Here is a 22776-nt window from a genome sequence, read left to right as displayed (position 1 = left end):
CTCATTTCAAGATCGCCCTGATCGCATCGAAGGTGCGCTTGACGAAAGCTTCCGGCCGCTCACGCGCGCCTTCGCCGATCCAGCTCTCGCCGCCGACGCGCATCGCGCCGGTGGCGATCATGGCGACGAGCCGCGCCTGCAGCCGGTCGGATTTGGTTCGCCCGCGCTGGGCAAGGCCCTCGGCGAGCGCGCGCTCGATCATCTCGTATTTGAGCTGATCGCGCGCCTGCAGCGCGGGATTGTCGCGCTTGAGCCGCGACATCGCCGCGGCTTCCGCCGGATCGAGCCGCTTGACCGTCGCCGCGATCGCATTCTCCGCGGCCGTCAGCATGGATTCGTCCGCGGGCCGCGCGACCACCTCGGCGACCAGCGCGCTGGCGGCATTTTCCTGCCAGGCCGCCACCACGTCCTCCTTGGACGCGAAATAATGGAAGAAGCTCCGCCGCGACACCTCCGCCGCGGCCGCGATGTCGTCGATGGTCGTGGCCTCGAAGCCGCGCTCCAGGAACAGCGCCATCGCGGCACGGGTCAACCGCTCGCGGGTCTCTTGCCGCTTGCGCTCGCGCAGGCCGGGCACGGCCGGGGATTTTCCGTCCACGTGCAATGACTTGACGCGTTTCCGGGCCACCTTCGAAGCCTTCAAACTGGTTCACCTCTTGTAAAATTGCACTAAGTGCACATTTAGACCGGTCGCGGGCCTCGTTCCAGCCCCGAACGGAGACATGGCATGACCGACTGGACCACGGCAGACATCCCCTCTCTCAGCGGCAAGACGGCCGTCGTGACAGGGGCGACGGGTGGCCTCGGTTACGAGACGGCGATGGCGCTGGCGGGCGCCGGTGCCATTGTCATACTCACCGGACGCAACGACGCAAAGGGCCTGCGGGCGATCGAAGGCATCTGCGAGCGATTTCCCGATGCGCTGATCGCCTACGAGCCTCTCGATCTCGCCCGCCTCGCCTCCGTCGCCGATTTCGCCCGGCGCTTTGCCGCCGGCAACGAGCAGCTCGATCTCCTCGTCAACAATGCCGGCGTGATGGCGCTGCCGAAACGACAGCAGACCGAGGGCGGTTTCGAGATGCAGCTCGGCACCAACTATCTCGGTCACTACGCGTTGACGGCGCAGCTGTTGCCGCAGCTTCGCCGCGCGAAGGCGTCGCGTGTCGTCAATCTCTCCAGTCTTGCGCACCGCTCCGGCGCGATCAATTTCGACGATCTGCAAGCCAGGCATTCCTATCGTCCGTGGCGCGCCTACTGCCAGTCCAAGCTGGCGATGCTGATGTTTTCGCTCGAATTGCAGCGCCGCAGCGATGCGGCCGGCTGGGGCGTGAGCAGCATTGCCGCCCATCCCGGCTTTGCGCGCACCGATCTCATCGCGAACGGTCCCGGCGCCAACACGTTCCAGTGGCGGGTCGGCCGGCTGCTCCAGCCGCTGTTCAGCCAGTCCGCCGCCGAGGGCGCGCTGCCGACGCTGTTCGCCGCGACGTCGCCCACAGCGGAGCCCGGCGGCTATTACGGTCCGAACGGATTCTACGAGATGAAGGGGGCGCCAGCGCCGGCGCGGATCATGCCGCACGCCAGGGATTTTGCCACCGCCGCCATGCTGTGGGATGCCTCGGCGACGCTGACCGGTGTATCCTTCGACGAGATCGCGGCCGCCGCATGAGCCGCGAGCCTGCCAGGAACATCCCGATGCGAGTCATCATCTTCGGCGCCACCGGCATGGTCGGGCAGGGCGTGTTGCGCGAATGCCTGGTCGATGCCGGCATCGACCGCGTGCTCGTGGTTGGCCGCAGCCCGACCGGGGTGCGCAACGCCAAGCTCACCGAGATCATCCACGACGATTTCCTGGATTATTCGTCGATCGAAACCCAGCTCACCGGCTTCGATGCCTGCTTTTTCTGCCTCGGCGTCTCCTCCATCGGCATGAGCGAGCAGCGCTACCGCCACCTCACCTATGACCTCACGCTCGCGGCGGCGACGACGCTGGCGCGCCTCAATCCGCAGATGGTCTTCACCTACGTCACCGGCGCCGGCACCGATTCCACCGAGCAGGGCTCGCGGATGTGGGCGCGGATCAAGGGCAAGACCGAGAACGATCTCCTCAAGCTGCCGTTCAGGGCCGCCTACATGTTCCGGCCCGGCGCGATCCAGCCGCTGCACCGCGCCCGTTCCAAGACCGTCTGGGTGCAGGCGGTCTATTCCGCAACCGGGCCGCTCTGGTCGGTGCTGCGCCGGCTCTCGCCCCGGCTCGTCACCTCGACCGAGCAGATCGGCCGCGCCATGATCCGCGTCGCCCGGGAGGGGTATCCGCGGAAGGTGCTGGAGATGGAGGATATCAATAGCCTCTAGCCTGCCGGCCCGTTAGTTTGAGCGGAAATTTTGGGGCCTGTGCGCGTTGAGCCCTGTCCATTCCGAAGGAGAAGCGTCGGCGATGTCGCCCCAGCTCAAACTGATCGCACTCGACGCCGACGATCTCGCCGTGATCTCGACCCATGTCCAGGACGCCCGTGTCCAGGCCTCCGACATCATCTGGCGACAAAGCGAGAAGCGGCTTGTGGTCGGGATGAGCCGGCTGGACTGGGAGCAGACGCTGGAGGGCGAAGCCGAGCCGCGCCGGCTGGTCGCCGCGCTCCGCTTCGACCGCGTGCTCGCCTGCAAGTCGCGCAACATCGAGCTTGCGGCTCCCGACAAGGTCCTGGACCTCGTCGGGATCGAATTTCATCCCCGGGACGGCCGCGACGAGGAGCCCGGCGGCAGCGCCCTGCTCTTGTTCGCCGAGGGCGGTGCCATCCGGCTCGACGTCGAATGCCTGGAATGTGAGCTGACCGACCTCGGGGCCGACGCGCTGGGAACGGGGTTGGAGATCGAAGGGGAGGCATGAGGTGACCTGTATACCAGCCGCGCCGGCTCAGGCCTGCGCCAGAACGGCGCCTTGCGAGGGTTGACGCCGCTTCCCCGCCGCGCCATTGAGCAGGGGACCTGGTGCGCCAATCCGCCCCAAAGACCAGCCAGAAGCCAAGCCAGACATGCCCGTTCGCCTCGACCGCAGCAGCGCCGATTTCGACCAGCGATTCGCGGCCTTCCTCGCCGCCAAACGCGAGGTCTCGGCCGACGTCGAGGCCGCCGCGCGCGCCATCGTCGACGACGTGGCGAAGCGGGGCGATGCCGCGCTGCTCGAGGCCACCGCAAAGTTCGACCGCTTGAGGCTGGATGCGGCCTCCTTGCGCGTCTCGGCCGCCGAAATCGAGGCCGCGAACAAGGCCTGCGATGCGGCGACACTGGATGCGCTCAAGCTCGCGCGGGACCGCATCGAGATCTATCATCGCCGGCAGCTGCCGCAGGACGAGCGCTTCACCGACCCGCTCGGCGTCGAGCTCGGCTGGCGCTACACCGCGATCGAATCCGCCGGCCTCTACGTGCCCGGCGGCACCGCCGCCTATCCGTCCTCGGTGCTGATGAACGCGGTGCCTGCAAAGGTCGCCGGCGTCTCGCGCCTCGTGATGGTGGTGCCCTCGCCCGACGGCAAGCTCAATCCGCTGGTGCTGGCCGCGGCCTCGCTCGGCGGCGTCACCGAGATCTACCGTGTCGGCGGCGCGCAGGCCGTGGCGGCGCTGGCACACGGCACCGCGACGATCGCGCCGGTCGCCAAGATCGTCGGCCCCGGCAATGCCTATGTCGCCGCCGCCAAGCGGCTAGTGTTCGGCAAGGTCGGCATCGACATGATCGCCGGCCCGTCCGAGGTGCTGGTGATTGCCGACGACACCGGCAATGCCGACTGGATCGCCGCCGATCTCCTGGCGCAGGCCGAGCATGATGCCAGCGCGCAGTCGATCCTGATCACCGATTCCGCGCGCCTTGCCGCCGACGTCGAAAAGGCGGTCGAGGCGCAGTTGAAGACGCTGCCGCGCGCCGCCATCGCCAGCGCGTCTTGGGCCGATTTCGGCGCCATCATCATGGTGAAGAACCTCAGCGACGCCATCCCGCTCGCGGATGCCATCGCCGCCGAGCATCTCGAGATCATGACGGTGGATCCCGACGGGCTTGCCGCGAAAATCCGCAATGCCGGTGCGGTGTTCCTCGGGCCCCATACGCCGGAGGCGATCGGCGACTATGTCGGCGGCTCCAATCACGTGCTGCCGACGGCGCGCTCGGCGCGATTCTCCTCAGGCCTGTCGGTGCACGACTTCATGAAGCGCACCTCGATCCTGAAATGCGGCCCGGATCAACTGCGTGCGCTCGGCCCCGCCGCGATGACGCTCGGACAAGCGGAGGGCCTGGACGCTCATTCGCGTTCGATTGGATTGCGCCTCAATCTGTCATGACAGTGTTGCCCGAACAGGACGACTCGACCAATCGCATCGTCGGCGTCACGCTCGACGAAGAATCGATCGGCCGTTCCGGGCCCGACATCGAGCATGAGCGCGCGATCGCGATTTACGATCTGATCGAGCAGAACCTGTTCGCACCTGACGGCGCCGACGGGAAGGGCCCGTTCACGCTGCATATCGGCATCACCGGCAACCGCCTGATGTTCGACATCCGCCGCGAGGACGGCACGCCCGTCGTCGCGCATCTGCTGTCGCTGACGCCGTTCCGGCGGATCGTGAAGGACTATTTCATGATCTGCGACAGCTACTACCAGGCGATCCGTACCGCGACCCCCGACAAGATCGAGGCCATCGACATGGGCCGGCGCGGCATCCATGACGAGGGATCGCGCACGCTGCAGGAGCGGCTGAAGGGCAAGGTGCGGGTCGATTTCGAGACCTCGCGCCGGCTGTTCACGCTCATTACCGTCCTGCACTGGAAGGGTTAGGGCATGGCCCGGAAAAGTGTGCAGCGGTTTTCCGCCAAGGCCATGCCCTCTTTTAGAAAGGGCTAAGCGCGATGGCGGCGCCGCCACGCGCACGCGATCCGCAATCGGTGCTGTTCGCCTGCGCGATGAACAGCGTGCGCTCGCCGATGGCCGAGAGCCTGTTGCAGCACATGTTTCCGCAAGGCCTCTACGTGAAATCGGCCGGCGCGAGGCGCGGCGAGCTCGATCCGTTCGCAGTGTCCGTGATGGCCGAGCTCGGCCAGGACATCTCTGCCCACAAGCCGCAGACCTTCGAGGAGCTGGAGGATTGGGAGGGGCTGAATTTCGACCTCATCATCACGCTCTCGCCCGAGGCGCACCACAAGGCGCTGGAGCTGACGCGGACGCTCGCGGCTGACGTCGAGTACTGGCCGACGCAGGATCCCACCACCATCGAGGGCAGCCGCGACCAGAAGCTCGTCGCCTATCGCGACGTCTGCGACCAGCTGCTGCTGCGCATCCGCCGACGCTTCGCCAAGACAGGTGCGGCGTCAGGCTGATCTCGTGCCCCGGACGCAGCGCAGCGCCTCTTCGCGGTGCGTTGCAGAGCCGGGGCCCATCTCTCCCCAAGCGCAAGCTCCAGGGTCCCGGCTCAGCGTCGCAGCATTTCATGCCGCGCCGCGTCCGGGACACGAGACGTCCCGTAACACCCGCGTCACACACCGCGGGCACACGCATCTCGGCATCCCCTCGAATCACCAAAGCTGGGGTTCCCGGGTTGTGAAATCAGCCCCCTTCCGATAGGTTCCGCGCGCAATTCACCCCCTGCTCATCCCCCAAATCACCTGATGCTTGGCCGCCCCAAATTCGTACTTGCCTCCGGTTCGCCGCGGCGCCTGTCGCTGCTCAACCAGGCCGGCATCGAGCCGGACGCGCTTCGGCCGGCCGACGTCGACGAGACGCCGAAGCGGGGCGAGCTGCCGCGCGCCTGCGCCAATCGGCTGGCGCGGGGCAAGGCCGACGCAGCGCTGAAATCGGTGCAGCTGGATGACGAGCTGCGCGGCGCCTTCATCCTCGCCGCCGACACCGTGGTCGCAGTCGGCCGCCGCATCCTGCCCAAGGCCAATCTCGTCGATGAAGCCGCGCAGTGCCTGCGGCTGCTGTCGGGCCGCAACCACCGCGTCTACACCGCGATCTGCCTGGTGACGCCGCGCGAGGCGTTCCGCCAGCGCCTGGTCGAGACCCGCGTCCGCTTCAAGCGCCTCTCGGAGGACGACATCCAGGCCTATATCGGCTCCGGCGAATGGCGCGGCAAAGCCGGCGGCTACGCCGTGCAGGGCATCGCCGGCTCCTTCGTGGTGAAGATGGTGGGGTCCTACACCAACGTCGTCGGCCTGCCGCTCTACGAGACCACCACGCTGCTCGGCGGCGAGGGCTTTCCGATTCGCTTCGGCTGGCTCAACGCCACCGCCGTCTGAGCCGAAAGCTACGGCCCAACAAAATCGCGAAAACAACCCCATGCACAGTAGAATGGCCTGACGGGGCGCACGCGCCGCCGCCCAAGGAACTCGTTTGCCGACAGGCTCTTGAACCCCTTCACCCCGTGCAAGCCGCCGACATCATGGACGACCCCATCAAAAAGCCCGCCAGCCCGCTCAAAACCTGCCCGATCTGCGGCAAGCCGCAGTCCGAGGCCACCCGCCCGTTCTGCTCCCCGCGCTGCCGCGACGTCGATCTGAACCGCTGGCTGAAAGGCTCCTACGTCATCCCCGGTCGCGACGACGATTTGGATGACCTGGAATAAGCAACAATATCAAACGTTTAGCGGCTCACGCGAGCCGCCGCGCCCCAGCCGCGCCAGCTTGTGCACAGCCGGGCCGCGCCCGGCGAAGCCACTTGGCGAAGCCGGGTGGACAGGCCGCCCCTAGCCCACTATAAACCGCCCGCTCGATGGGCTTTGGCCCCTCTCTTGGAGCACGCCCAGGTAGCTCAGTTGGTAGAGCATGCGACTGAAAATCGCAGTGTCGGTGGTTCGATTCCGCCCCTGGGCACCATTCTCCCGCCATTCAGAACAAAACTGCGAACATCAAGGCCTGATGTGGGCATGAAGTGACGGAGAGCGCCGGGTCGTCAGTTCGACCCAGACCTCGCGCCCAGTTGCGCAGCATTGCCCCAATCTGGTTTCGATCCGCGCTCCCGCACGCGAGCGACGTCCAGGGGAGTTGTTGGCCTCAAACCGCTATCGAACAAGACTGCGAATGGGGGGAGGCGTGTTTTAGCCTCCCGCGAAGTCCAGGTTCGACGGTTCGACTAGGTTCTTTCAATAAGCTTCGCGAGCCCACAATCCGCAATCGCACACCCAGCGCTTGCACTGCGATGGGGCCGGCGCTGCATCATAGATGGCTTCGAGATCGAGGGCCTTCGTCGGCAAGCACTGCGTCAGTGCGGGCGAGATCGCGAATCGTCCTCTTTCAGCCGTGCGATCTTTGAACATCGGGTCGAAGTCGGCGATACCGTTTCGATCCCTCGTAGAGCCGCTTGAACTTGGCATCCGCTTGACCCGGCAAACTGTGAACCGGAACCACCAATGCGGACACATAGTTCAGAAGACCAGGTTCGCTTCGGGACGATTGCATGGCCTCTACGGACTGGAGATTTTGGAGCTCGCTTTTCGCTGCCACCGTCTTCCTGAGCTGTTCGGCCACCGCCGGGGAGCGGTGTGACAGCCCGCAAGATCCTGACGCGGCGATCGTCGACTGCACTCAGACCATCATCTCGGACAAGGCGAAGGGACGCTATCTCGCGGCCCTTCTGAACAACCGAGGCGCTGCCTACCGCGCCAAGGGCGACAACGAGCGCGCCGTTGCCGATCTGAACGAGGCGATCCGGCTCGATCCGAAGCTGGCGATGGCCTACAACAATCGCGGCGCCTATTACAACGAGCAAGGCGACAACGATCGCGCCATCGCTGACTACAATCAGGCGATCCGCCTCGATCCCAAATTGCCCTTGGCCTTCAACAATCGCGGCAACGCCTACCACGACACGGGCGACAACGACAGCGCCATTGCGGACTACAGTGAGGCGATCAGGCTCGATCCCCGGTTCGCCAGGGCCTTCCAAAATCGAGGGGTCGCCTACGGGGACAAGGGCGACACTGATCATGCCGTCGCCGACTTCAGCGAGGCGATCCGGCTCGATCCGACCCATGCCGCGGCCTTCATCAATCGCGGCAACGCCTTCAACGACAAGGACGACAACGACCGCGCCATTGCCGACTACAGCGAGGCGATCCGGCTGGCTCCCAAGCTTGCCATCGCCTTCCAGAATCGCGGCAACGCCTACCACGACAAGGGTGACAACGACCACGCCATCACCGACTACGACGAGGCGATCCGACTAGATCCCAAACGCGCCAAGGCCTTCCTCGGTCGCGGCATCGCCTTCAGCGACAAGGACGCCTACGAGCGCGCGATGGCCGACTTCGGCGAGGCGATCCGGCTCAATCCAAAATCCGCCTCGGCGTTCAGGCATCGGGGCGACACCTACCTCAAAAAGGGCGACAACGACTTGGCCATCGCCGATTACGGCGAGGCGATCCGGCTCTACCCTGAAGACGTCAGCGCCCTCTCCAGGCGAGGTTCCGCCTATCGCGCCAAGGGCGACATCGAGCGCGCGATCGCCGACTACGACGAGGCGAGCCGGCGCGATCCGAAATCTGTCCGAGCTTTGGTAGGGCGAGGTTACGCGTTCAGCGAAAAAGGTGAATTCGACCGTGCCATCGCCGACGTCAATCAGGCCATCCGCCTCGATCCGAAGTCACCGTTGGCCTATTTCGCGCGCGGGCGTTTCTATCTCGCGGCCGGCGAGGCGGAAAAAGCGCTGGCCGATTTCAACCAGGCCAACGCGAATGCGCCGGACATTGTCCAATTGGCACTGTGGGCCGATATCGCCGGCCGGCGCAACAACCAGCCGAGCCATCTCGCGCAGACCAGCTCCAAGCTCGACATGACTGTTTGGCCGGCGCCTTTGGTCAAGCTGTTCATGGACCAGACGACGCCAGACGCCGTTCTCGCTGCCGCAGACCACCCGGATGCCATCGCAAAGAAGGGCCATATCTGCGAGGCGAATTTCTACATCGGTGAGCTCGCGTTGACGAAGCGGCAGAAGGAGGATGCAACGCGTCTCTTCCGTCAGGTCGCAAGCGAGTGCCCGCACGGCTTCGACGAGTGGGACGCCGCCAGGGCCGAGCTAAAGCTGCTTGGTACGGTGCCGTGAGCTAACCCGCTGATGGCCGATGATCAGATATGATCAATCGAGCTTCGCCTCGTAATTTGGCGTATCGGAAGACCTCTTGCGCGCAAACTGAGGGGCCGCAGGCCACATATCTTCGCATAGCCGACGAGGCATGAGCAGCTTTGGAAAAGTGCATGTGATCAGAAAGTTTGGGTGCAAGGACTGGGACTTTCAAGCTGGGTAAATGCGCTGCGTTTAACCGAGCCGCCCCCTCACATCCTCTATTGTTGGTCATCAAGCGCCTTCCGTAATCTGAGATTTACATAGTAATATCAACAACATAAGAGTTCGCAATTTTGCTCTGAATGGCGCGCCATCCCCCTGACGTCGGACATCCCCGAGATGTGGCTGCTCCTGAGGCACTACCCTCGTTCGCTATACGTGGCCGGCGGCCGCTGATATGATCGTTGGACGGTAAGCGGCAGCTCGCCATCATACTTTTTCTGCGATGCCGGCCTTCTGATCGGACCTCGATCCCGCTCGCGCCTCTTCGCGTTGCCTCGACAAGAACGCTGAACAAATCGTCAATGGCTGCCGCGTCCCCGCTCACATTGGGAGATGTGCCATGGCTGCATCGGACTGGCGTCTCGAAGGCGAATGGATGAAGAACTGCACCTGCGCGTTTGGCTGTCCCTGCGATTTCAACGCACGGCCGACCCAAGGCTATTGCAAGGGAATGGTCGCCATGCGGATCGCCAGGGGACATTTCGAAGGGACCAGGCTCGATGGTCTCTGCTTTGCGATCACGGTCGACTTTCCTGGGCCGCTTCATGAGGGCAATGGGACAATCCAGCCCATCATCGACGAACGCGCCACGGCGGAGCAGCGTCAGGCGTTGTTCGATATCTTTTCCGGTAAGCATTCGGCCGAAGGCACGCTTTTCCAGATCGTCAGCATGATCGTTACCAAGATCCACGATCCGGTGTTTGCGTCGTTCGAGTTTTCCTTCGACAAAGAAGGACGCGTCGCAAAACTCGTCGCCAGGGGCGTGCTCGAGACCGATGTCGAGCCGATCAAGAATCCGGTGACCGGTGATCCGCACCGCATCCAGGTGGTCATGCCCGAGGGGTTCGAACATCGGGCGGCCGAGGTCGCATCCGCCAACATCCGCTCGACCGGCGCGATCCCGTTCGAGACCCGGGGTACGCATAGCTCGCTCGCCAATGTTGTGCAGACGCCCGAGGGGGTTGCCGCATGATAGGGCGCTGACACCGACACAAGACCTCGGTGTCAGCTCCTCATCGCTATGGACAAGTCGATGCAGGGGCGCTCGATACTGGAACACCTGCTCCACCGCGACCGGCTGATCGTCGCGATCGGGACTGCCGCAGTGGTGGTGCTCGCCTGGGCCTATCTCGCCGCGGGCGCCGGCATGGACACCGAGATGATGACCGACATGCCGGACATGGCGCCGATGCCGTGGACGCCATTCTATGGCGTGCTGCTGTTCGTGATGTGGTGGGTGATGATGGTCGCGATGATGGCGCCGAGCGCGGTGCTCACCCTTCTCTTGTATGCGACCGTCAAGCGCAAGCAGGAGACTGCCTCCCGCGCCGCAATCGATACCTGGATCTTTCTCGCCGGCTATCTCGTGACGTGGGCGGGGTTCAGTCTTGCCGCGGTCCTGGTGCAAGGAGCGTTCGAACGCTTCGGATTGCTGTCGATGGCGATGGCAAGCACCAGCGCGTTTCTGGGCGGCGGCGTTCTGATTGCAGCAGGGGTTTATCAGTTCACGCCGCTCAAACAGGCGTGTCTGCGCTACTGCGAGAGCCCGCTGTTGTTTCTCAGCCGACATTGGCGGCCCGGCACACGCGGCGCATTGCGAATGGGACTTCGCCACGGCAGCTACTGCGTCGGCTGTTGCTGGTTTCTGATGGTATTGCTGTTCGTCGGCGGCGTAATGAACCTCGCCTGGATCATCGGCATCGCGCTCTATGTCGCCGGCGAGAAGCTGCTGCCGTTCGGCCGAAGATTGAGCTATGCGGCAGGAGGGGTCCTCATCCTGTCCGGCGCGATCGTTCTTGCGCGCGCAATCTGAAAAGCCGGTCCAAAGGCGGCTGGAAATGTGCCGCTTTCGACATGCCCATGTACCTGATTGCTCAAGGCCAGCCGACCTCCGTGATGATACGGATGCTTTAAGCTGAAGAATTGAGCTTTGCCCAAACACAAACTTAAGGCTGTTTCAGCTACCTTTGCGCTATGAGCAGCACCCGCGCCGCTTTCGGCCGCGGGTGTCCCTGTGCAGTCGAGGCGGAGACAAGGCGATGCCAATACTGCGGGCGAGCGCAGTTCTGCCCTGGCGGCCGAAGCGGGGGTGCGCGTCGTGATTCCCGCAGGGGCAGTCCGCAAAGCCGGAAGAACGATCCTGCGGAATGGTCCGCTGCAGATCGCATTGTTCTTTCTGCCCCTGGTCTGGATCGGCTATTTCGCCATCACCGCGTCGGAGCGGATGGACGCGGTCGAGCAGGCGCGGTCGCACGGCGACAGCGTCGCCGAACTGTTCGAGGAAAACACCGAACGCATCTTCGAGCGCGTCGATCAGTCATTGCTGGTGGTACGAGCGCTCTACGCCCAGGATCCGCTCACCTTCAGCTTGAAGTCATGGTCGGACAAGGCCCGCATTGCGACCGGCGACGTGGTTCAGCTCGCATTGATCGGATCGGGCGGATACATGATCGAGACGACCGCGGGCTATTCCGGTCCGCCGCTTTATCTTGGCGATCGCGAGCACTTCATCAATGTCATGGCGCAAGCCGACGATCGCCTCTACGTCGCCAAGCCGGTGCTGGGACGGGCCTCGAACAAATGGACGATCCAGCTCGCAAGAAAGTTGTTCGACCTCGAGGGGAATCCGGCCGGGGTGATCGTCGGCTCGATCAGCGTCGACGTGGTCGGCAGGTTCTACGACACGGCAAAGCTCGGCGTCGGAGGAACGCTGGTGCTCAGAAATGCCAATTACGTCGTGCTCGCCGCCCGGGGCGTGGACCAGGGCTCCGTGCTGGGACAACGCACACCCAGCCGCGTCGAGGGCGAGCTCGGTGACGGCTTCTATGTGCAATATTGGAACGAGAACCGACCGAACCGCAGCGACCGGCTGATCACGGCGCGCAGGTCGCGCGCGTTTCCGCTCATCTTCACCGTCGGCATTTCGGAGCGGGAGATTTATTCCCGCTCCGCCTTCAGGCAGAAGGTCTATCTCGGCGGCGCGCTGCTGCTTACGTTCATTATTCTCGCCGCGACGACATTCCATTGGCGACGGCAGCAGGCGCTGGATCGCGCTCACCGCGAGCGGCGCGATTTTGCCAGCAAGTTCGAGGATGCGCTCCGGAACCTTCCTCAGGGCTTGAGCATGTTCGATGGCCGCGACCGCCTGATCGCATTCAACCCGCAATGGCTCGAACTCTATGGTCTCCTGCCGGAAGACATTCGGATCGGCATGCATTTCCGGGATATATTCGCAAAACAGACCGCCGTGCTCGACGTCGAGACCTATCTCGTCGATTTAAAGAACCGGCTCACCCGGTCGGAGCAGATCTCGAACACGGTGCAGTTTCCCGATGGGCGGGTCGTCTACATCTCCTACGGCCGGCGCGAGGGTGGCGGCTGGGTCGCTACTCATGAGGACATCACCGAGCGCAAGGCGTCGGCGGACCGCATCGAGCGGCTGGCGCATTACGACAGCCTGACCGGCCTTGCCAACCGCAACCTGTTCAAGGAGCGCCTCGACGAGGCGCTGGCCAGCCCGCGCCGGCTGGAGCCTGCGTTCGCCGTACTCCTGCTCGATCTCGACAAGTTCAAGTCCGTCAATGATGCGCTCGGCCATCAATGCGGCGACGCGTTGCTGAAGCAGGTTGCCGACCGGATCAAGGCGCAGATTCGTGATGCCGATACGGCGGCGCGAATTGGCGGCGACGAGTTTGCCGTGATCGTGGCCGCGATGCGCGACGGCGCTGCAAGCCTGGCCGAGCGGCTGGTCCAGGCCATTGCCGAGCCCTATCACATCGATGGCCATCCCGTCGTGATCGGCTGTAGCATTGGCCTTGCGCTCGTGCCCGAGCACGGCACGCGGGTCGATGAGATCCTTCGCAACGCCGATCTTGCGCTCTACAGGTCGAAGAATGCCGGCCGAAGCTGCTTCCACCTCTATTCAGCGGAGCTCAAGGCGGAAGCGGATCAGCGCAACGTGCTCGAGATCGAACTGCGCGAAGCGATCTGGCGCGAGGAGCTGGAGGTGTTTTATCAGCCCGTGATCGAGCTCGGCACCGGCCGGGTAAAATCGGTCGAAGCCCTGGCGCGCTGGCATCACGGCACCAGGGGCTACATTCCTCCGGCTGAGTTCATTGCGGTTGCGGAGGCGGGGGGCTTGATCGTCGAGCTCGGCAATCAGGTGCTTGCCCGGGCCTGTCGCGATGCGATGAGCATGCCGGCCGACGTTAAGGTCGCCGTCAATCTCTCTGCCCTGCAATTTGCCGGCACCAATCTCGTCGACACCGTGACGTTTGCGTTGGCGCAGAGCGGCCTTCCGCAAACCCGGCTCGAGCTCGAGATCACCGAGAGCGTATTTCTCGCCGACACCGAGGAGAACCTCAAGACACTCCAGCGCCTCAAGGCGCTCGGCGTCTCCATTGCCCTCGACGATTTCGGTGTCGGATACTCGTCTTTGTCCTATTTGACGGCCTTTCCTTTCGACAAGGTCAAGATCGACAAATCGTTCATCGACAGGATCGATCGCTGCGAGACCGTCGCCGTGCTGAAGTCCATCGTGCAGCTCGCGAAGACGTTGAAGCTCTCGATCGTCGCTGAGGGGGTCGAGTCCTTCGAGCAGGCTAAACGGCTTCAGTCACTCGGCATCCCGCTCGGCCAGGGATTTCACTTCAGCAAGCCCGTGCCGCTCGCCGGCCTCTCGTGGCAGGCCCCCCCGGCGCGACGGAAACAGCGGGCGGCGTGAGCTGAATGCCTCCGGCGTCTGTCATCATCGCCCGCCGCCCAAAAGCAGGAAAGCTGAGCAGGTGAAGCCTCCCTATTAACAGTTTGGAAGGGGGCAAGACCTGGTGGTCCGCCCTGGCACGTTCAACTTCCGCTGAGAGCCGAAGGACCGCACCGCGGAGCCAATTCCCGAGCCACATCGCACCCGCCGATCCTGGCACCCTGCTTGCTCAGTCATGACCAAAGCCGGGCCTCGGCAGAGAGGTCCGTTTCAGGTTGAGGCATGCGATGCAAGAAATGTCCCGTTCTGGTACTGCTGGCGAACTCCGGCTCGATGCGCTGATCGCCGATTTGTGGTGGCGCGTTCGGCTGTTGAATACCGATATTCTCGAGGAGGAAGCCAAGGCCGGCGTGTTCGACGTGCTTCAGCCGACCTATCCGTTGCTTGCACTCAACCTTCGAGCGCGGCGCGACAATCTGGTCTCCACGATCGGTGTGCTCGAGGAGCGCGCGAAATCGGTGGCGGAAGCGGCTTGAGCGCAGTCTCCGGCTACACTGGAGGGCAATCGCATATGGCCTTCTCAGCCGGCTGAGCGCGCGCCTCGTCCTTCGAGATGACCGCGGAGCCTGTCGTGAATGAGATGGCTCTTCACGGTGCTGACGGACACGCCGAGCGTTGCGAAGATCACGTCGCGCGTCCGTCCTTCCCAGATGAGCTCGACGGACAAGCCGCCACGCGGGCGTCGTGCTGCGGATGACGCGTGATCGCCGACGTCCCGATCATCGCCGCGTGATCGGCGACACATATCATTCCAGCTGGTCGATCTAGCTTGCAGTCAGGTGGTTCGCAGTGATCCACCAGGAAGAGGACAAGCCTTATGCGCAATACCATCCTTGCGGCTTTCGCAGCGATCACCCTGGCAGGCGCGGTGACGCCCGCGAGCGCGCTGACCATCGTCCGCGATCATCGCGACCCGCCCATCGTGCGCGACCATCGCAATCAGACCATCGTCAGGGACCACCGCACCCAGCCCGAGGTCCGCGACCACCGCCACTAAGCGTGTGCCGGTGGAGCCGAGCCGGACAGGCTCGGCTCCACCGTTGTTTTTTCCTAAACGCCCGACAATCGCTGCGCACGCAGCGCCGACGTCCATTCGCGATTGTGAGGCCTGAGCACGCGCCAGGTTCCCGCCGCCATGCTATGGCTGTTCCCGCAACTTCCCGCGAGGCCGCCATGCTCCCCATTCCCGCCGATATCTTCACCGAGCCCGAGGACGTCTCGCCCGACGGCCTTGCCAACCTCGGCCCGCTCCGCCGTCTCGCAGGGCATTGGCAGGCGGACAAGGGCATCGACATCAATCCGAAGGCGGAGGGGCCGGAGCGGCGGACCTTCATCGAGCGCATCCGCATGGACCCGATCGATCCGCAGGCCAACGGGCCGCAGCTGCTGTACGGGCTGCGCTATCACATCCACATCAACACGCCCGAGGAAGACATCACCTTCCACGACCAGGTCGGCTATTGGCTGTGGGAGCCCGCGACCGGGCTGATCATGCAGACGCTGGCGATTCCGCGCGGGCAGGTGCTGCTGGCTTCGGGCAAGGCCGGGCCCGACGACAGGACGATCTCCGTTACCGCGAAGCGGGGCGACACCGCCTACGGCATCTGCTCGACCGACTTTCTGGAACAGGCCTTCCGCACCGATTCCTACCGCTGCGACATCACCTTCAACGACGACGGCAGCTGGACCTATCTGATCCAGACCGAGTTGTTCGTCCGCGGCGCGCCGTTCGATCATCGCGACACCAACACGCTGCAGCTGGTCGCGCCACCGAAGCTCAATCCGCTCGCGGTGATCGTGAACGATCGCACCAAGGACAATGGGCCGGCAGTGTGAGGCGCGGCGTCGGAGAATCGCATGAAGCCCTATGTCATCTGTCTGATGCACTCCAGCCTCGACGGCCGCACCCATCCCAGCCGCTGGCGCCCGAAGGGGGCGGGCACGGACTGGTTCGAGAAGATTCATGACGAACTCGGCGGCGATGCCTGGGTGATCGGCCGCGTCACCGGCTCGGAGTTCGCCAAGGGTCAGCCTTACCCTGCGACGAAGGACGCGAAGCTGCCGCGTGAAAACTGGTTCGCGCGGCGGGACGCCAAGACCTATGGAATCGTGCTCGATGCGCAGGGCAAGATCGGCTGGGGCCGCTCGGACATCGGCGGCGATCCGATCGTCGTCGTGCTGACCGAGAGCGTGCCGGATTCGCATCTCGCAGGGCTCCGGGGCGAGAGCGTGTCCTACATCTTTGCCGGCAAGTCCGAGCTCGATCTGGCGATGGCGCTGGACATTCTCAGCCGCGAGCTCGGTGTGAAGCGGCTGCTGGTGGAGGGCGGCGGCGTCGCCAATGGCGCGTTCCTGCGCGCCGGTCTCATCGACGAGTTCAACCTGATCCTCAGTCCCGCGATCGATGGCGCAACGGGCGCGCCCTTCGTGTTCTCGTCAACGGAGGCGGACAGCGACAAGCGCGCGCCGATCACCGCGATGACGCTCGAGAGCACACGCGATCTCGGCGGCGGTGTCCTGCTGCTGCGCTATCTGATCAAGAACGATCCGCAAGCTGCGAGCCGGTAACGCGCGGCCATGCCCGGGATAACAGAGCACATCGTCATCGTCGGCGCCGGCGCGGCCGGCTTGATGGCGGCGCGCGCGCTGGTGCGGGCCGGCCGCAAGGTGACGGTGCTGGAGGCGCGCGAGCGCTGCGGCGGCCGCATCCTTCCGCTGCCGGTTGAAGAGTTCGGCTACCCCGCCGCGGGCGGCGCCGAATTCGTCCATGGCGAGGCGCCGGTCACGCGCGGACTGCTGCGCGAGGCCGGGCTGGCCCTTCACGAGATCGCAGGCGAGCAGTGGAGCTTTGACGGGACGAAGCTCTCGCGCGACGAACGCGACGATCCGCATGAGGCGGAGCTTCAGGCCGTGCTGAGGGACTTGAAGGAGGATCTCTCCGTCGCCGAGTTCCTGCGCCGGCATTTCGCCGGGGATGACTATGCGCCGATGCGCCAATCGATCGAGCGGATGGTCGAGGGCTATGACGCGGCCGACCCCGAGCGTGCCTCGACGCTGGCGCTGCGCGAGGAATGGATGGATGGCGGGCACGCGGCGCAGGCGCGCATCGATGGCGGCTATGGCGCGCTGATCGACTTTCTGGCGGCCGCCTGCCGCAGGCTCGGCGTGACCATCCATTTCGGCTGCGTGGTCTCGGCGATCGCGGAGGACGGCGACACGGCGTCCGTTCGCTGCGGCGGCGGCGATGTCTACGGCTGCGATCGCGTGATCCTCACCGTGCCGCTGCCGCTGCTGCGCGAGATGGCCTTCCCGGCGAGCGCGCGCGCGAGGCTTGCTGCGGTGGGCGACATCGGCTTCGGCAACGTCATCAAGATCCTGCTGCGCTTCGCGAAGCCATGGTGGCGCGAGCGGCAACAGGATCTCGCGGACATGACCTTCCTGTTGTCCGACCGGACCATCCCGGTGTGGTGGACGCAATATCCGAGTGGGCAGGCCGTGCTCACCGGCTGGTTCGGCGGCCCGCGCACGGCGGAGCTGGACAACCTCGATCCGCAAGGACTGATTGATGCCGGGCTCGATTCGCTCGCCGCCATCTTCAAGCTGTCGCGCGAGGACGTCGCGCGCGAGCTCGTGGCGGCCACGGCGACCAACTGGGCGCATGATCCCTTCGCCCGCGGTGCCTATTCCTGGGCGACGCCGCGGACGCGCGCGGCGCAAGTGATCCTCGCGCGCGCCGACGGCCTGGTGCTGTTTTCCGGCGAAGCGCTCTATCGCGGCCGTGACATGGGCACGGTGGAAGCGGCGCTGGCGAGCGGCCTGGAGACGGCCGAGATGATTTTGCGCGTTTGAGGAGGTTTGTCGTCATGGCCGGGTCATGACGAGTTGACGGAAAAAAGGCCCGCATCGCGGGCCTTTCCTCTTACCAGCGGCTACCGCCGAAGCCGAACGTCACGGCGGGACCGCCGCCGCCGTAATAACCGTACGGCCCGCCGCCGTAATAGCCGTGATGCCGCGGGTAGTAGCCGTAGTTCCTATGGTGCGGACGATAGTAGCCGTGATGGTGGTGATGATGACGCCAGTGATGATGGTGGCGATGGCCGTGGTGCCGGTGCTGCGCGCTGATGTCGGTCGACTGGCTGGCTGGCGCGTTCTGCTTCGCGCTTGAATTATTGGCCGCGTTCGCCGCCGATCCGCCGGCAAGCGCCGCAGCACCGACCGCCATCGCGACAATAAGATACTTCATGGTGTCATCACTCCAGTTGAATGTCGTGTGACAACAGATGGGCGCTTCCCGCGTTCCGGCCAGTGCGGGCGTCGAAACGACGCAGGATCGCGACGTCCGATTCGCGCGCGTGCGTGTGGGTCGTGAGATTTATTGTCGCATCATCCGCATTGATCGCATGGCTGCCATCACTTGGCCGCGAATGAGGCGATCACGTCGTCGCTGGTGACGATGCGCGCGAACTCGCCGTTCAGGTTCGACAGCGTCATCGCGTGGATCTCCTCAGCGGAATGCTTGTCGCCGTCGGGCCCGATGCGATCGAAGGTCCATGTCGCATCGCGCACGAGGTGCGCATCGAAACCGAGATTGCCGGCCATCCGCGTCGTCGTCTCCACGCAATGATTGGTGGTCGCGCCGCAGATCACGAGCGTGCCGATGCCGGCCGCGCGCAAGCGCTGTTCCAGATCGGTGCCGATGAAGGCGCTGTTGACGCGCTTGACGATCACGGTCTCGCCCGGCTGCTCGCGCGCCTCGTCCTTGACGGCGTAGCCGGAGCCTTGCGGCAGAAACGACGAATTCGACTTCGTGCCTGCATGGCGGATATGAAAGATCGGGGCGCGGTGCGCCCTGAACGCCTGCAGCAGACCCGCGATCCGCGCCACCGCATCCGGATTGTTGCGCCGCTGTCCCGCCGCCTCCCATTCGTCGAACGCGCGCTGGACGTCGACGACGATGAGGGCGGGGAAGGGGGCGGGCATGATCGGACCTTTCGGGCGGGTGTGGTGGCGAATATGCGAGGCGACAGGGATCGCGCGCAATGCCGATCTTCCCTCGTTTCGCGACAGCTTTCGTGCCCCGGACGCAGCGCAGCGTCTTTTCCCTGCATGGCCGGCTTGCTGAGGATCAAAGCGGCAAGGACTGGCCGGCCTAGTGTCGCGGCACCAAATTGCTGGGAATCGATGAGATGCGAGAGGACGCCATGCAGGGGCTGAGTCAACCGGACGGACTTGCCGGAATCAGGACGCTGCCGGAGCTGCTGCGCTGGCGCGTCAAGGCGACGCCGGCGGCGGAGGCCTATCGTCATTTCGATGCGACTGCGCGGCGCTGGGTCAGCCAATCCTGGCACGAGATCGACGCGGAATTCGAGCTGTGGCGGCGCTCGCTCGCCGCGGAGGAGTTCGCGCCAGGCGAACGCGTCGCCATCCTGATGCCGAACGGCATTGCGCATATCGCGATGGACCAGGCGGCGCTGTCGCGCGGCCTGGTGCCGGTGCCGATGCATGCCGTCGACAACCCCGACAGCATCGCCTACGTCCTTGTCGATTCCGGCGCGCTGCTCTTGTTCGTCGATACGCTGGAGCGCTGGCAAGCGATCGTGGCGACCGGCCAGCCGCTCGACCATCTCAAGCGCATCGTCTGCGCGGATGCAGGCGGGCTCATCACGCCGGACGCGCGCATCGTCGGGCTCGACCACTGGCTCGCACAAGCACCCGGCGCGACCGCGGCGCTGGCCGATGTCCTGATCGAACCGGACGATCTCGCCGCCATCGTCTACACCTCGGGCACGACCGGGCGGCCGAAGGGCGTGATGCTGTCGCATGGCAATGTCGTCGCCAATGTGAAGGCGATCGCGCACCGCATCGCCGCCGAACCGCACGACGTCTTCCTGTCCTTCCTGCCGCTCTCGCACACCTTCGAGCGCACCGGCGGCTATTACTACCCGATCGCGGCCGGCGCCTGCGTCGCCTATGCCCGCTCGGTGCCGCAACTGTCGGAGGACCTGAAGCATGTGCAGCCGACCGTGCTGGTCTCGGTGCCGCGGATCTACGAGCGCATCTACGCGCTGATCATGCAGCATCGCGCATCAGCCGGCTGGATCGAGCGCGCGCTGCTCGACCTCACCATCACCGTCGGCGGGCGGCGTTTCGATGCGCGGCAGCGGCATGGCGCGCCGTCGCTGCTCGACCGGCTGGCCTGGCCGATGCTGGAGCGGCTTGTCGCCGACAGAGTGCTGGCGCAGCTCGGCGGCCGCCTGCGCGTCGCGGTGTCCGGCGGCGCGCCGATCGCCGAGCCCGTCATCCGCCTGTTTCTCGCGCTCGGGCTCGACGTCCTCCAGGGCTACGGCATGACCGAGACCTCGCCGGTGGTCTCCGTCAACACCATCGAGGACAATGATCCGCACTCGGTCGGCCACGTCCTCGACGGCGTCGAGGTGAGGCTAGGCGAGAACGACGAATTGCTGGTGCGCGGCCCCAGCGTGATGCTCGGCTATTGGCACAAGCCGGAGGAGACGCGCCGCGTCAAGGACGCCGACGGCTGGCTGCACACCGGCGACCAGGCTCGCATCGAGAACGGGCGCATCACCATCACCGGCCGCATCAAGGACATCCTGGTCACGTCGACCGGCGAGAAGATCGCGCCGGTGGACCTGGAGACCGCGATCCTCGCCGATCCCCTGTTCGAGCAGGCGCTGGTGGTGGGCGAGCAGCGGCCGTTCCTCACCGCGCTGGTCGTGCTGAATGCAAAAGCCTGGGTCGAGGAGAAGGAAAGGTTAGCTGCCAGCGGCAAGCAAGGCGGCGCGGCGGAACGGGCTGCGCTGCTGGCCAGGATCGCGGCGGCCGTGAAGGCCTATCCGTCCTACGCGACGCCGCGCGCGGTGTGGTGGACGCTGGATCCGTGGACCATTGCGAGCGGCCTGCTCACGCCGACGCTGAAGAACAAGCGGCCCGCGCTCGAACGCCGCTTCGCGGACGAGATCGAACACGTCTATGCGAAGAAGCCCGCGGCGATAACGCCGACGTGATTTCGCCTCTTCCCGCAGTTGATCCAGCGCAACTTCAGTTAGTGCCTCCGGATGCAGTGTCGCCGGTGAAAATTCGTACGGCAATCGAGGCAAGTCATGAAGGCGTATTTCATCGGCGGTGGCATTGGATCGCTCGCGGGCGCGGCGTTCCTGATCCGCGACGCGCAGCAGGCGGGGCGTGACATCGTGATCTACGAGGCGCAGCCGCTGGTCGGCGGCAGCCTCGACGGCGCGCTGCTCGCGAACGGCGCCTATTCGCTGCGCGGCGGGCGCATGCTGACCACCGACCACTACGAATGCACCTGGGATCTGCTCTCCAGCATCCCTTCGCTCGAGCATCCCGGCCTCAGCGTGCGCGAGGAGACCATCGCGTTCAATCTGGAGAACCCGGCGCACTCGCAGGCGCGGCTGGTCGACCGCAACCGCTTCAAGGTCGACGTCTCGCATATGGGGTTTTCCGCGCGCGATCGGCTGGAGCTGCTGCGGCTCACCGAGGCCTCGGAGGAGACGCTCGGCAATAGCCGCATCACCGATTGGCTCTCGCCGAAATTCTTCGAATCCAATTTCTGGTACATGTGGCAGACCACCTTCGCGTTCCAGCCCTGGCACAGCGCGGTCGAGCTGAAGCGCTATCTGCACCGCTTCATGAGCGAGTTTCCGCGCATCGAGACGCTCGCCGGCGTCAAGCGCACGGTCTACAACCAGTATGACGCGATCGTGCGGCCGCTGGTCGACTGGCTGAAGCAGCAGGGTGTGCAGTTCGTGCGCGGCACGCGCGTCACGGACATGGGACTCGAGAACGAGGACGGACGCTTGCGGGTGCGTCAGCTCGTGCTCGACCGCGACGGCCGCATCGCCAATGTCCGGCTCGAGGACGGCGATCTCGTGTTCTTCCAGAACGGCTCGATGACGGACGCCTCGAGCCTCGGCACCATGACCGAGCCGCCGCCGCATCTGACCAAGAAAGACAGCCAGGGCTGGGCGCTGTGGGAGACGATCGCGAAGGAGCGTCCCGAATTCGGCAATCCCTCCGCGTTCAACAGCTCGATCCCGGAATCCCATTGGCTGTCCTTCACCGTCACCTGCCGCGATCCGCTCTTCTTCGACCGGATGGAGGCGTTCTCCGGCAACCGGGCCGGCACCGGCGGTCTCGTCACGTTCAAGGATTCCAACTGGCTGATGTCGGTCGTGCTCTATCACCAGCCGCATTTCGTCGGTCAGCCGAACAATTTGCAGGTGTTCTGGGGCTATGGGTTGCATCCCGACCGTGTCGGCAATTTCGTCGGCAAGCCGATGTCCGAATGCGGCGGCGCGGAGATCCTGAAGGAGCTGTGCGGCCATTTGAATTTCGACGGGGTCGTGTTCGAGGATGCGATCTGCGTTCCCTGCCGCATGCCCTACATCACCAGCATGTTCATGCCGCGCAATCTGGCCGACCGGCCGCTGCCGGTGCCGAAGAACTCCGTCAACCTCGCTTTCGTCAGTCAGTTCGTCGAGATTCCCGACGACGTCGTGTTCACCGTCGAATATTCGGTGCGCGCGGCGCAGATGGCGGTCTATCAACTGATGAAGATCGATCGTCCGGTACCGCCGGTGACGCGCCACGACAAGTCGCTCGCGGTGATCTTCGCGACGCTGGAGAAAGCGTTCGCGTGATCGCTACTTGAACG

At 64.8% G+C, this 22776-nt stretch carries 22 protein-coding genes and 1 tRNA gene; 20 read left to right on the top strand and 3 right to left on the bottom strand.

Features of this window, described 5'->3' with window-relative positions; genetic code table 11:
- Nucleotide 1: 1 nt before the first annotated feature.
- The gene (locus tag AABA84_RS28390) at nucleotides 2–643 is read right to left on the bottom strand and encodes a TetR/AcrR family transcriptional regulator (RefSeq protein WP_338313803.1); all 642 of its coding nucleotides are present in this window, start codon (nucleotides 641–643) and stop codon (nucleotides 2–4) included.
- Between the two features lie 84 nt (nucleotides 644–727).
- Here AABA84_RS28390 and AABA84_RS28385 point away from each other — a divergent pair, with 84 nt between their 5' ends.
- The 18 genes from AABA84_RS28385 to AABA84_RS28300 all read left to right on the top strand — a co-directional run bounded on the left by AABA84_RS28385 (nucleotide 728) and on the right by AABA84_RS28300 (nucleotide 17930).
- Nucleotides 728–1666: an SDR family oxidoreductase gene (locus tag AABA84_RS28385; protein ID WP_338305786.1), complete on the top strand. Its 939-nt coding sequence runs from the start codon at nucleotides 728–730 to the stop codon at nucleotides 1664–1666.
- A gap of 26 nt (nucleotides 1667–1692) precedes the next feature.
- Nucleotides 1693–2352 carry an NAD-dependent epimerase/dehydratase family protein gene (locus tag AABA84_RS28380; RefSeq protein ID WP_338313802.1) on the top strand — a complete coding sequence of 220 codons (660 nt, stop codon included), beginning with the start codon at nucleotides 1693–1695 and terminating at the stop codon, nucleotides 2350–2352.
- A gap of 82 nt (nucleotides 2353–2434) precedes the next feature.
- Nucleotides 2435–2884 carry a DUF2948 family protein gene (locus tag AABA84_RS28375; protein WP_212245986.1) on the top strand — a complete coding sequence of 150 codons (450 nt, stop codon included), beginning with the start codon at nucleotides 2435–2437 and terminating at the stop codon, nucleotides 2882–2884.
- A 145-nt stretch (nucleotides 2885–3029) separates the two neighbouring features.
- Entirely contained in the window at nucleotides 3030–4325 is a 1296-nt protein-coding gene (gene hisD, locus AABA84_RS28370; protein WP_338313801.1) for a histidinol dehydrogenase, read from the top strand.
- A complete protein-coding gene (locus tag AABA84_RS28365; protein ID WP_104463562.1) occupies nucleotides 4322–4819 on the top strand; it encodes a UPF0262 family protein in 498 nt (165 codons plus the stop codon). Before hisD ends, AABA84_RS28365 begins: the two co-directional genes overlap by 4 nt.
- A 71-nt stretch (nucleotides 4820–4890) precedes the next feature.
- Nucleotides 4891–5358, top strand: coding sequence for an arsenate-mycothiol transferase ArsC (locus AABA84_RS28360; RefSeq protein WP_338313800.1), 468 nt, complete (start codon nucleotides 4891–4893; stop codon nucleotides 5356–5358).
- 288 nt (nucleotides 5359–5646) lie between these two features.
- Nucleotides 5647–6276, top strand: a complete 630-nt coding sequence (locus AABA84_RS28355; protein WP_212245983.1) for a Maf-like protein — start codon at nucleotides 5647–5649, stop codon at nucleotides 6274–6276.
- Between the two features lie 143 nt (nucleotides 6277–6419).
- A complete protein-coding gene (yacG, locus tag AABA84_RS28350) occupies nucleotides 6420–6602 on the top strand; it encodes a DNA gyrase inhibitor YacG (protein ID WP_212245981.1) in 183 nt (60 codons plus the stop codon).
- A 174-nt stretch (nucleotides 6603–6776) separates the two neighbouring features.
- A tRNA-Phe gene (locus tag AABA84_RS28345) sits at nucleotides 6777–6852 on the top strand.
- 580 nt (nucleotides 6853–7432) lie between these two features.
- Entirely contained in the window at nucleotides 7433–9076 is a 1644-nt protein-coding gene (locus tag AABA84_RS28340; RefSeq protein WP_212245979.1) for a tetratricopeptide repeat protein, read from the top strand.
- 583 nt (nucleotides 9077–9659) lie between these two features.
- A complete protein-coding gene (locus AABA84_RS28335) occupies nucleotides 9660–10292 on the top strand; it encodes a DUF1326 domain-containing protein (protein WP_212245978.1) in 633 nt (210 codons plus the stop codon).
- A gap of 60 nt (nucleotides 10293–10352) precedes the next feature.
- The gene (locus AABA84_RS28330; protein WP_246550047.1) at nucleotides 10353–11132 is read left to right on the top strand and encodes a DUF2182 domain-containing protein; all 780 of its coding nucleotides are present in this window, start codon (nucleotides 10353–10355) and stop codon (nucleotides 11130–11132) included.
- A 354-nt stretch (nucleotides 11133–11486) separates the two neighbouring features.
- Nucleotides 11487–14042: a bifunctional diguanylate cyclase/phosphodiesterase gene (locus AABA84_RS28325; RefSeq protein ID WP_212245976.1), complete on the top strand. Its 2556-nt coding sequence runs from the start codon at nucleotides 11487–11489 to the stop codon at nucleotides 14040–14042.
- Between the two features lie 266 nt (nucleotides 14043–14308).
- Complete coding sequence (locus AABA84_RS28320) at nucleotides 14309–14557, top strand: hypothetical protein (RefSeq protein WP_212245975.1); 249 nt, start codon at nucleotides 14309–14311, stop codon at nucleotides 14555–14557.
- A gap of 341 nt (nucleotides 14558–14898) precedes the next feature.
- Nucleotides 14899–15078, top strand: coding sequence for a hypothetical protein (locus tag AABA84_RS28315; RefSeq protein WP_212245974.1), 180 nt, complete (start codon nucleotides 14899–14901; stop codon nucleotides 15076–15078).
- 176 nt (nucleotides 15079–15254) lie between these two features.
- Nucleotides 15255–15917: an FABP family protein gene (locus tag AABA84_RS28310; protein ID WP_338305778.1), complete on the top strand. Its 663-nt coding sequence runs from the start codon at nucleotides 15255–15257 to the stop codon at nucleotides 15915–15917.
- Nucleotides 15918–15938: 21 nt separating this feature from the next.
- Nucleotides 15939–16649 carry a RibD family protein gene (locus AABA84_RS28305; RefSeq protein ID WP_338305777.1) on the top strand — a complete coding sequence of 237 codons (711 nt, stop codon included), beginning with the start codon at nucleotides 15939–15941 and terminating at the stop codon, nucleotides 16647–16649.
- A 9-nt stretch (nucleotides 16650–16658) separates the two neighbouring features.
- Nucleotides 16659–17930 (top strand): flavin monoamine oxidase family protein, encoded by a 1272-nt coding sequence (locus tag AABA84_RS28300; RefSeq protein WP_338305776.1) that lies wholly within the window; start codon nucleotides 16659–16661, stop codon nucleotides 17928–17930.
- A gap of 70 nt (nucleotides 17931–18000) precedes the next feature.
- Here the strand turns inward: AABA84_RS28300 and AABA84_RS28295 are convergent, their stop codons facing one another.
- Together AABA84_RS28295 and AABA84_RS28290 are read right to left on the bottom strand one after the other, a co-directional pair.
- Entirely contained in the window at nucleotides 18001–18324 is a 324-nt protein-coding gene (locus AABA84_RS28295) for a hypothetical protein (protein WP_212245968.1), read from the bottom strand.
- Nucleotides 18325–18491: 167 nt separating this feature from the next.
- A complete protein-coding gene (locus tag AABA84_RS28290) occupies nucleotides 18492–19061 on the bottom strand; it encodes a cysteine hydrolase family protein (protein WP_338313799.1) in 570 nt (189 codons plus the stop codon).
- A 221-nt stretch (nucleotides 19062–19282) separates the two neighbouring features.
- Here AABA84_RS28290 and AABA84_RS28285 point away from each other — a divergent pair, with 221 nt between their 5' ends.
- Nucleotides 19283–21106, top strand: coding sequence for an AMP-dependent synthetase/ligase (locus AABA84_RS28285; RefSeq protein WP_338313798.1), 1824 nt, complete (start codon nucleotides 19283–19285; stop codon nucleotides 21104–21106).
- A gap of 96 nt (nucleotides 21107–21202) precedes the next feature.
- Nucleotides 21203–22762, top strand: coding sequence for an oleate hydratase (locus AABA84_RS28280; protein WP_338313797.1), 1560 nt, complete (start codon nucleotides 21203–21205; stop codon nucleotides 22760–22762).
- Nucleotides 22763–22776 lie beyond the last annotated feature (14 nt).

Origin of the sequence: Bradyrhizobium sp. TM239 (genome assembly GCF_036247985.1) — a bacterium.
GTDB lineage: Bacteria > Pseudomonadota > Alphaproteobacteria > Rhizobiales > Xanthobacteraceae > Bradyrhizobium > Bradyrhizobium ottawaense.
Note: the sequence above shows the minus strand (reverse complement) of the source record. Positions and strands in the feature narration are given on the sequence as shown.

Excerpts from the sequence above, each read along its gene's own strand:
- AABA84_RS28385 (WP_338305786.1), top strand. The coding sequence starts at position 728 with ATGACCGACTGGACCACGGCAGACATCCCCTCTCTCAGCGGCAAGACG.
- AABA84_RS28380 (WP_338313802.1), top strand. The coding sequence starts at position 1,693 with ATGCGAGTCATCATCTTCGGCGCCACCGGCATGGTCGGGCAGGGCGTG.
- AABA84_RS28375 (WP_212245986.1), top strand. The coding sequence starts at position 2,435 with ATGTCGCCCCAGCTCAAACTGATCGCACTCGACGCCGACGATCTCGCC.
- hisD (WP_338313801.1), top strand. The coding sequence starts at position 3,030 with ATGCCCGTTCGCCTCGACCGCAGCAGCGCCGATTTCGACCAGCGATTC.
- AABA84_RS28365 (WP_104463562.1), top strand. The coding sequence starts at position 4,322 with ATGACAGTGTTGCCCGAACAGGACGACTCGACCAATCGCATCGTCGGC.
- AABA84_RS28360 (WP_338313800.1), top strand. The coding sequence starts at position 4,891 with ATGGCGGCGCCGCCACGCGCACGCGATCCGCAATCGGTGCTGTTCGCC.
- AABA84_RS28355 (WP_212245983.1), top strand. The coding sequence starts at position 5,647 with ATGCTTGGCCGCCCCAAATTCGTACTTGCCTCCGGTTCGCCGCGGCGC.
- yacG (WP_212245981.1), top strand. The coding sequence starts at position 6,420 with ATGGACGACCCCATCAAAAAGCCCGCCAGCCCGCTCAAAACCTGCCCG.
- AABA84_RS28340 (WP_212245979.1), top strand. The coding sequence starts at position 7,433 with ATGGCCTCTACGGACTGGAGATTTTGGAGCTCGCTTTTCGCTGCCACC.
- AABA84_RS28335 (WP_212245978.1), top strand. The coding sequence starts at position 9,660 with ATGGCTGCATCGGACTGGCGTCTCGAAGGCGAATGGATGAAGAACTGC.
- AABA84_RS28330 (WP_246550047.1), top strand. The coding sequence starts at position 10,353 with ATGCAGGGGCGCTCGATACTGGAACACCTGCTCCACCGCGACCGGCTG.
- AABA84_RS28320 (WP_212245975.1), top strand. The coding sequence starts at position 14,309 with ATGCAAGAAATGTCCCGTTCTGGTACTGCTGGCGAACTCCGGCTCGAT.
- AABA84_RS28315 (WP_212245974.1), top strand. The coding sequence starts at position 14,899 with ATGCGCAATACCATCCTTGCGGCTTTCGCAGCGATCACCCTGGCAGGC.
- AABA84_RS28310 (WP_338305778.1), top strand. The coding sequence starts at position 15,255 with ATGCTCCCCATTCCCGCCGATATCTTCACCGAGCCCGAGGACGTCTCG.
- AABA84_RS28305 (WP_338305777.1), top strand. The coding sequence starts at position 15,939 with ATGAAGCCCTATGTCATCTGTCTGATGCACTCCAGCCTCGACGGCCGC.
- AABA84_RS28300 (WP_338305776.1), top strand. The coding sequence starts at position 16,659 with ATGCCCGGGATAACAGAGCACATCGTCATCGTCGGCGCCGGCGCGGCC.
- AABA84_RS28295 (WP_212245968.1), bottom strand. The coding sequence starts at position 18,324 with ATGAAGTATCTTATTGTCGCGATGGCGGTCGGTGCTGCGGCGCTTGCC.
- AABA84_RS28290 (WP_338313799.1), bottom strand. The coding sequence starts at position 19,061 with ATGCCCGCCCCCTTCCCCGCCCTCATCGTCGTCGACGTCCAGCGCGCG.
- AABA84_RS28285 (WP_338313798.1), top strand. The coding sequence starts at position 19,283 with ATGCAGGGGCTGAGTCAACCGGACGGACTTGCCGGAATCAGGACGCTG.
- AABA84_RS28280 (WP_338313797.1), top strand. The coding sequence starts at position 21,203 with ATGAAGGCGTATTTCATCGGCGGTGGCATTGGATCGCTCGCGGGCGCG.